At 60.7% G+C, this 5997-nt stretch carries 7 protein-coding genes; 1 reads left to right on the top strand and 6 read right to left on the bottom strand.

Annotation, left to right across the window (positions count from 1 at the left end):
* Positions 1-778 (top strand): EAL domain-containing protein (locus tag RTI30_RS11905; protein WP_312263387.1); only part of this gene is annotated, 778 nt, incomplete at its 5' end.
* Positions 779-784: 6 nt separating this feature from the next.
* Here the strand turns inward: RTI30_RS11905 and radA are convergent.
* From radA to rpsF, 6 genes are read right to left on the bottom strand one after another with little or no spacing between them, the layout of a single operon-like run.
* A complete protein-coding gene (gene radA, locus RTI30_RS11900) occupies positions 785-2146 on the bottom strand; it encodes a DNA repair protein RadA (RefSeq protein WP_312263386.1) in 1362 nt (453 codons plus the stop codon).
* Positions 2143-3246 (bottom strand): alanine racemase, encoded by a 1104-nt coding sequence (alr, locus tag RTI30_RS11895; RefSeq protein WP_312263385.1) that lies wholly within the window; start codon positions 3244-3246, stop codon positions 2143-2145. Before alr ends, radA begins: the two co-directional genes overlap by 4 nt.
* Before the next feature lie 60 nt (positions 3247-3306).
* Positions 3307-4668, bottom strand: coding sequence for a replicative DNA helicase (dnaB, locus tag RTI30_RS11890; protein ID WP_312263384.1), 1362 nt, complete (start codon positions 4666-4668; stop codon positions 3307-3309).
* A 24-nt stretch (positions 4669-4692) separates the two neighbouring features.
* Complete coding sequence (gene rplI / locus RTI30_RS11885; protein WP_312263383.1) at positions 4693-5139, bottom strand: 50S ribosomal protein L9; 447 nt, start codon at positions 5137-5139, stop codon at positions 4693-4695.
* Between the two features lie 19 nt (positions 5140-5158).
* The gene (gene rpsR, locus RTI30_RS11880) at positions 5159-5431 is read right to left on the bottom strand and encodes a 30S ribosomal protein S18 (protein WP_312263382.1); all 273 of its coding nucleotides are present in this window, start codon (positions 5429-5431) and stop codon (positions 5159-5161) included.
* An 11-nt stretch (positions 5432-5442) separates the two neighbouring features.
* Positions 5443-5817, bottom strand: a complete 375-nt coding sequence (gene rpsF, locus RTI30_RS11875; RefSeq protein WP_312263381.1) for a 30S ribosomal protein S6 — start codon at positions 5815-5817, stop codon at positions 5443-5445.
* Between the last annotated feature and the right edge of the window lie 180 nt (positions 5818-5997).

The following is a 5997-nucleotide window of genomic DNA, read 5'->3' as shown; positions in this document are numbered from 1 at the left end:
CCTTTTGCGGACGGAAAAAATCGATCCGCGTCGCATCGTGCTCGAGCTTTTGGAAAGTCATGAATTTGCGGATCAGGCTATGGCCCTAGATCGGCTCCAAGAGCTGAAAAGTTTGGGTTTTCAGTTGGCCCTCGACGACGTCGGCAGCGGTTACTCTTCTCTTCTGCGCCTCAAGCAATTGCCGATCGACAAGGCCAAGTTGGATCAGGGATTTATCCGTACCCTCGAGGAGTATCCGCGGGATTTGAGCTTTGTGCAATCGGTAGTGGATCTCGCCCGAGGCCTCGACATCGACCTCGTTGCGGAAGGAGTCGAGACCGTAGCCATCCGCGACGCGATTGGGGTTCTCGGCATGCGCTATCTCCAGGGCTACGCCATTGCGCGACCGATGCCCTTTGTGGACTTGCAAGCGTTTCTCTCGCAACAGCAGCTATCAGCTTCGGCGCCCTTGCCACCCACCCTTCTCAGCGCCTACGCTTTTCACCTGACGCATTTTTCCCTGCTCGAAAAGGCCTTCGATCACGACCCTGGTCTACTCGATCTGGTCTCTCTCGCCAATGCCGATGCCTGCCAGGAGCGGCAGCGCCTGCTCGCCCTGGGCTTGGCGCCGGAGCACGAGCTTTTTTACCTGCATGCCGAGTATCACCGGCATATCCTAGGCTTGCGAGAGTCGGACGGATCGCCTTCCCTGCGCGGTTGGGCGCAACTCGAGGACCGTCATCGGCGCTTTGCAGCGGCCTTACTGCAAGCCTTCCAGCTTCGCCGCGGGGGAAGTTAGCGCTATTCAGGCAACGCTTTCGTCGAAGGCCAAGCTGACCGCTTCGGCAAGGCTGCGTGCTTGGTGTAGGCGAAGTTTTCCGGGTGCTTTCGCACCGGGGGGGACGATGGCGCGGCGGAAGCCGAGCTTTTCCGCTTCGCGCAGGCGTTCTTCGCTGTGCGCGACGGCGCGTAGCTCCCCCGCTAGCCCCAATTCGCCAAAGGCCACGAGCCCTTCTGCGAGAGGTTGATTGCGAAAAGCACTCTGTACCGCCAGGGCAACCGCTAGATCCGCCGCCGGTTCGAGTACCCGCACTCCGCCGGCAATGTTGACGAAGACATCCTGATCAAAGAGAAAGCTGCCGCCATGGCGGTGGAGGATGGCGAGGAGCAGGGACAGGCGATTGGGATCGAGGCCGAGGGCAACCCGGCGCGGGTTGGCAAGGGGGCTGGGGGTGACTAGGGCTTGCACCTCGACCAGTAGACTGCGACTGCCTTCTTGGGTGGCAAGCACGACGCTGCCTGCTACCGGGCGCTGGTGCTGGCTAAGAAAAAGGCGGGAGGGGTTGTGGATTTCGCTGAGCCCTTGGGCGTGCATCTCAAAGACGGCCAGCTCGTTGGCGGCGCCAAAGCGATTCTTGATGGCGCGCACGATGCGATAGGGGCCACCGGCCTCACCCTCGAAGTAGAGTACTGTGTCGACCATGTGCTCCAGTACCCGCGGACCAGCAATGGCGCCTTCTTTGGTCACATGGCCGACCATCCATAGGCTCACGTCTTGGGCTTTGGCAAGACGAACCAGGCGCGCCGCACACTCGCGCACCTGTGCCACCGAACCCGGTGCCGATTGCAGGGTGTCGGTAAACAGGGTCTGGATAGAGTCGATAAGCACCACCTGCGGTCGTTGCTGGGCAATCTGCGCCTCGATGCTTTCCAGATGATTTTCGGCGAGGACGTCGATGGCCAAATCGCCAATGCCGAGGCGCTGGGCACGTAGGGCCAACTGCGCAGCAGATTCTTCGCCGGTCACGTAGAGGATCAGATCGTTTTGCGCCATGCCGGCCGCGCTTTGCAGCAGCAAGGTCGATTTGCCAATGCCGGGCTCGCCGCCGAGGAGGATGGCCGCGCCCGGTACGATCCCACCGCCCAGCACTCGATCGAGCTCTTGCAGACCGCTGCTTTGCCGCCGAATTTCGGCAATGGGTACTGCTGCCAAGCGCTGCGGCGGACTGGCTACCGCATAGGCACTGCTGCCGCGTTTGCCCGTGTTTGCTGGTGCCCGTTCTTCTACCAAGCTGTTCCACGCCCCGCATTCACCGCAACGCCCCATCCACTTGGGGCTGCTGGCACCGCATTCCTGGCAAACGTACAGGCTACGCTCGCGGCTCATGGTACTTGCCGGCGCGCCACCCGCCGGGCGATGCGGGTGCCGATTTCGTAGGGGATGGTATCGAGGCGGGCAGCGCAGTCTTCCAGGGGTAGCTCTGGCCCGCCGAGGACCTGTACTGGGTCACCCAACTCCGCCCTGATGCCATCCAAGGCAACAAAGGCAAGGTCCATACTTACCCGGCCAAGCAGGCGACTCGCCTGGCCGCGCACCAGGACGGGAGCCTCTTGGAGCCCCAGTCGACGATCGAGACCGTCGCCATAGCCGCAGGCGATTACCCCGACCCGACAGTCTTCCGGGGCCTGCCAACTGGCGCCATAGCCCAGCCAGTCGCCGGCGCGCAAGTTGCGGATGGCAACGATGCGAGTCTGCCAACGCAAGACGGGTGCCAAACCTAGAGAGCTGGCGCTTTGCCCCTGGATGGGTGCCAGACCGTAGAGGAGCAGGCCCGGTCGCACCCAGGGAGTGAACGCTGCGGGTAGGGCGAGGAGGGCAGCGGAGTTGGGCAAAGAATGCTCGCCCGCGGTCTCGCTGCCGAAGTCGGCGCAAGCCCGGTGAAAGGCCTTGATTTGCTCGTCATTGTAGGGATCTGCCGGGGTATCGGCGCGGGCTAGGTGGCTGAGCAGGCCGAGTACCCGCAGCGGACTGTGGCGAGTACCGCGCAATTGCGCGAAAACCTGGGGCAGTTCTGTCGAAGAAAAGCCGAGCCGGTGCATGCCGCTGTCGAATTTAACAAAGACCTCCAAGGGCTCCTGCCAGCGACTTTCCTGCAGCCAGCGCAGCTGATCGAAGTTCTGCAGTACCAGACGATGGCTGTGGGCGGCTGCCAAGGGAATCTCCTCGGCAGCAAAGGGGCCGGCAAGCGCCGTGCAGCGTGGCGCAAGCCCCAGGGCATGAATTTCCTCGGCTTCTTCCATGCAGGCGACGGCAAAGGCATCGATGCCGGCAGCGGCGAGGATGCCTGCCACCACCGCCGCACCGTGTCCATAGGCATTGGCCTTGATTGCCCCCATGATACGGGAGTGCGGTGCAGCCCGGCGCACCACGGCAAGGTTGTGGGCGAGGGCCGAAGCAGAAATCTCGACATGATTGGGACGGGTCATGGCGCCATGATAGCAGGGGGATGCAGAGGCGTCCTCTGGCGCAACAGGGCTGGGTTGTGCCTAGGATTCCCTATCCAGGGGGGCATAGTTTTCGAAGCGCGTGTACTCGCCAAAGAAACTCATGCGCACCGTGCCGATGGGGCCGTTGCGCTGTTTGCCGATAATGACCTCGGCAAGGCCTTTTACCTCTTCCTTGTCCTTGTGATAAACCTCGTCGCGGTACAGGAAAAGAATCAAATCGGCATCTTGTTCGATGGCGCCTGATTCGCGCAAATCCGACATTTGCGGACGTTTTTCGGTGCGATTTTCGAGGCTGCGATTGAGCTGGGAAAGGGCGATGATGGGCAGCTCCAATTCCTTCGCCAAGGCCTTGAGGGAGCGACTGATTTCCGAAATCTCGGCAACGCGATTGTCGCCGCGTCCGGGTACCTGCATGAGCTGTAGATAATCGACGACGATGAGGGAGATGTTGTGCTCGCGCTTGAGGCGGCGGGCACGAGAGCGGAGTTCGGTGGGGGAGAGGGCGGCGGAGTCGTCGGCGAAGAGAGGCGCGACATTCAATTCGCCCACGGCCTGTGCAATGCGTGGCCAGTCGTCGCGGCTGAGGCTGCCATTGCGCAGGCGGTGCTGATCCACTCGTCCGCGCGAGGAGAGCGCGCGCAGCACGATTTCTTCCGTAGGCATTTCCATGCTAAAGACCGCCACGGCGCGCTTTTCGACACAGGCCACATGCTCGGCAATGTTCATGGCAAAGGCCGTCTTGCCCATGCTGGGACGTCCAGCAACGATGATCAACTGGCCTGGGTGGAGCCCTGAGGTTTTTTCATCGAGATCGACGAAGCCCGTTGGTAGGCCGGTAATCTGCTTGCGTTCTTTGGCAATCTGTTCGATGCGATCGATGACACCGGGCAAGACTTCCTTCAGCTGCTGAAAGTGGGAGCCGTTGCGTTCCTCGCCTTGCGCCAGCTCAAAAATCTTCTTTTCCGCCTCATCGAGGAGAGCACGTGCCTCCCGACCCTCGGGCCGATACGCCAGTTCGGCAATTTCTCGTCCCGTGCGCAGCAGCGAGCGCAGTATCGAGCGTTCGCGCACGATGCGCGCATAGGCATGGATATTACTGGCACTCGGGGTGACATTGGCGAGCTCGATGAGGTAGGTCAGGCCTCCGACGCTTTCGAGAAGCTCGCGGCTTTCGAGATGCTCGCCCAAGGTGATGGCATCGAGCTCGTTGCCGGCATTGCAGATTTCCGCAATGGCGGCAAAGATGGTCTGGTGGCGACGCTCATAAAAATCCGTCACTACCAGCAACTCGCTCACGGTTTCCCAAGTTTCGGGGTCGATGAGCAAGCCCCCGAGGACCGATTGCTCAGCCTCCCGGGAGTAAGGAGTTGCCTTGATGTCGTCGTCCAGAGAGGCGTTCATGGCTCTACTGCTGGACGCCGAGGATCAGGCACGCTCGACGATAACCTGTATGTCGAGTTCGACCTCGGGGTGCAGATGCAAACGTACTGGATACTCGCCAGTGCGCTTGATGGGGCCATCGTACATTCGCACCTCGCCGTGGTTCACGCTGTGGCCGAGTTCTTCGAGCAAACGCGCGACTTCGTGGTGTCCAACAGAACCGAAAAGACGCCCATCTTCGCCTGCCTGCAGGGCAACACGCAGGACCACGTCGGCCAATGCTTCGGCGCGCGCCCGGGCGGCCTGTAGACGCTCGTTCTCCGCTGCCTCGAGGCTGGCCTTGCGCGCGGCGAAATCGGCGAGGTTTTCTGCCGTGGCAACCACTGCTTTGCCTTGGGGAACCAAGAAATTGCGTCCATAGCCAGGGCGTACTTCGACGACATCACCGAGACGCCCGAGCTTGTTGATACGTTCCAATAGAATGACTTTCATAGAATTTGTCCTTACTGCATCAGCGGATTACGTAGGGCAACAATGCCAGGAAGCGAGCACGCTTGATGGCGGTTGCCAGTTGCCGCTGATAGAGGGCGCTGGTACCGGTGATTCGGCTCGGCACGATCTTTCCGGTTTCGCTGATGAAAGCCTGCAGGGTCTTCAGATCTTTGTAATCGATTTCCTTGACGCCTTCCGCCTTGAAACGGCAGGTCTTGCGCCGCCGCGAGAAGCCGCCACTGCCACCACCACGTCGTTCGCTGTCGCCGTCGCGATCTCTTTGAAATGCCATCGTTACTCTCCTTACTCTTCCGTCTCTAGCATAGCCCGCTCTTCAGCGCTGGGCTCATGGCGCTCGCTGTCATCGCGAGCCAGGGGCGATGCTTCCGTAATTGCTTCGTCGCGGGCCAGGGTCAGGTGACGCAGCACCGCGTCACTGAAGCGGAAGGCATCTTCCAGCTCCGCCAGGGCGGCAGCGGTGCATTCCACGTTCATCAATACGTAGTGGGCCTTGTGGGCCTTCTTGATTGGGTAGGCTAGTTGCCGACGACCCCAATCCTCCAAACGGTGAATCTGGCCGCCATCGCCTTCGATCATGCCGCGATAACGTTCGATCATCTGGGGTACGAGTTCACTCTGGTCAGGGTGGACCAGAAACACGATTTCATAATGCCGCAATGCTTGCTCCTTACGGATCAAAGAGTCCGAGCGCCGATCGCCCGAACAAGGAGTTACCACCTCTTGGGGGAATGCGTATTCTACCGATTGCGAAAGGGATTACAAGGGATTGCCGAATTTTTCGGATAAATGCTCGATGCAGTGGCGGTGTGCGACCAGTCGCATGGTGTCGAGATGGCT

The sequence above is a fragment of the Candidatus Igneacidithiobacillus taiwanensis genome (genome assembly GCF_031962545.1).
GTDB classification, from domain to species: Bacteria; Pseudomonadota; Gammaproteobacteria; order Acidithiobacillales; family Acidithiobacillaceae; genus Igneacidithiobacillus; species Igneacidithiobacillus taiwanensis.
This window is presented reverse-complemented; position numbering and strand designations above follow the sequence as displayed.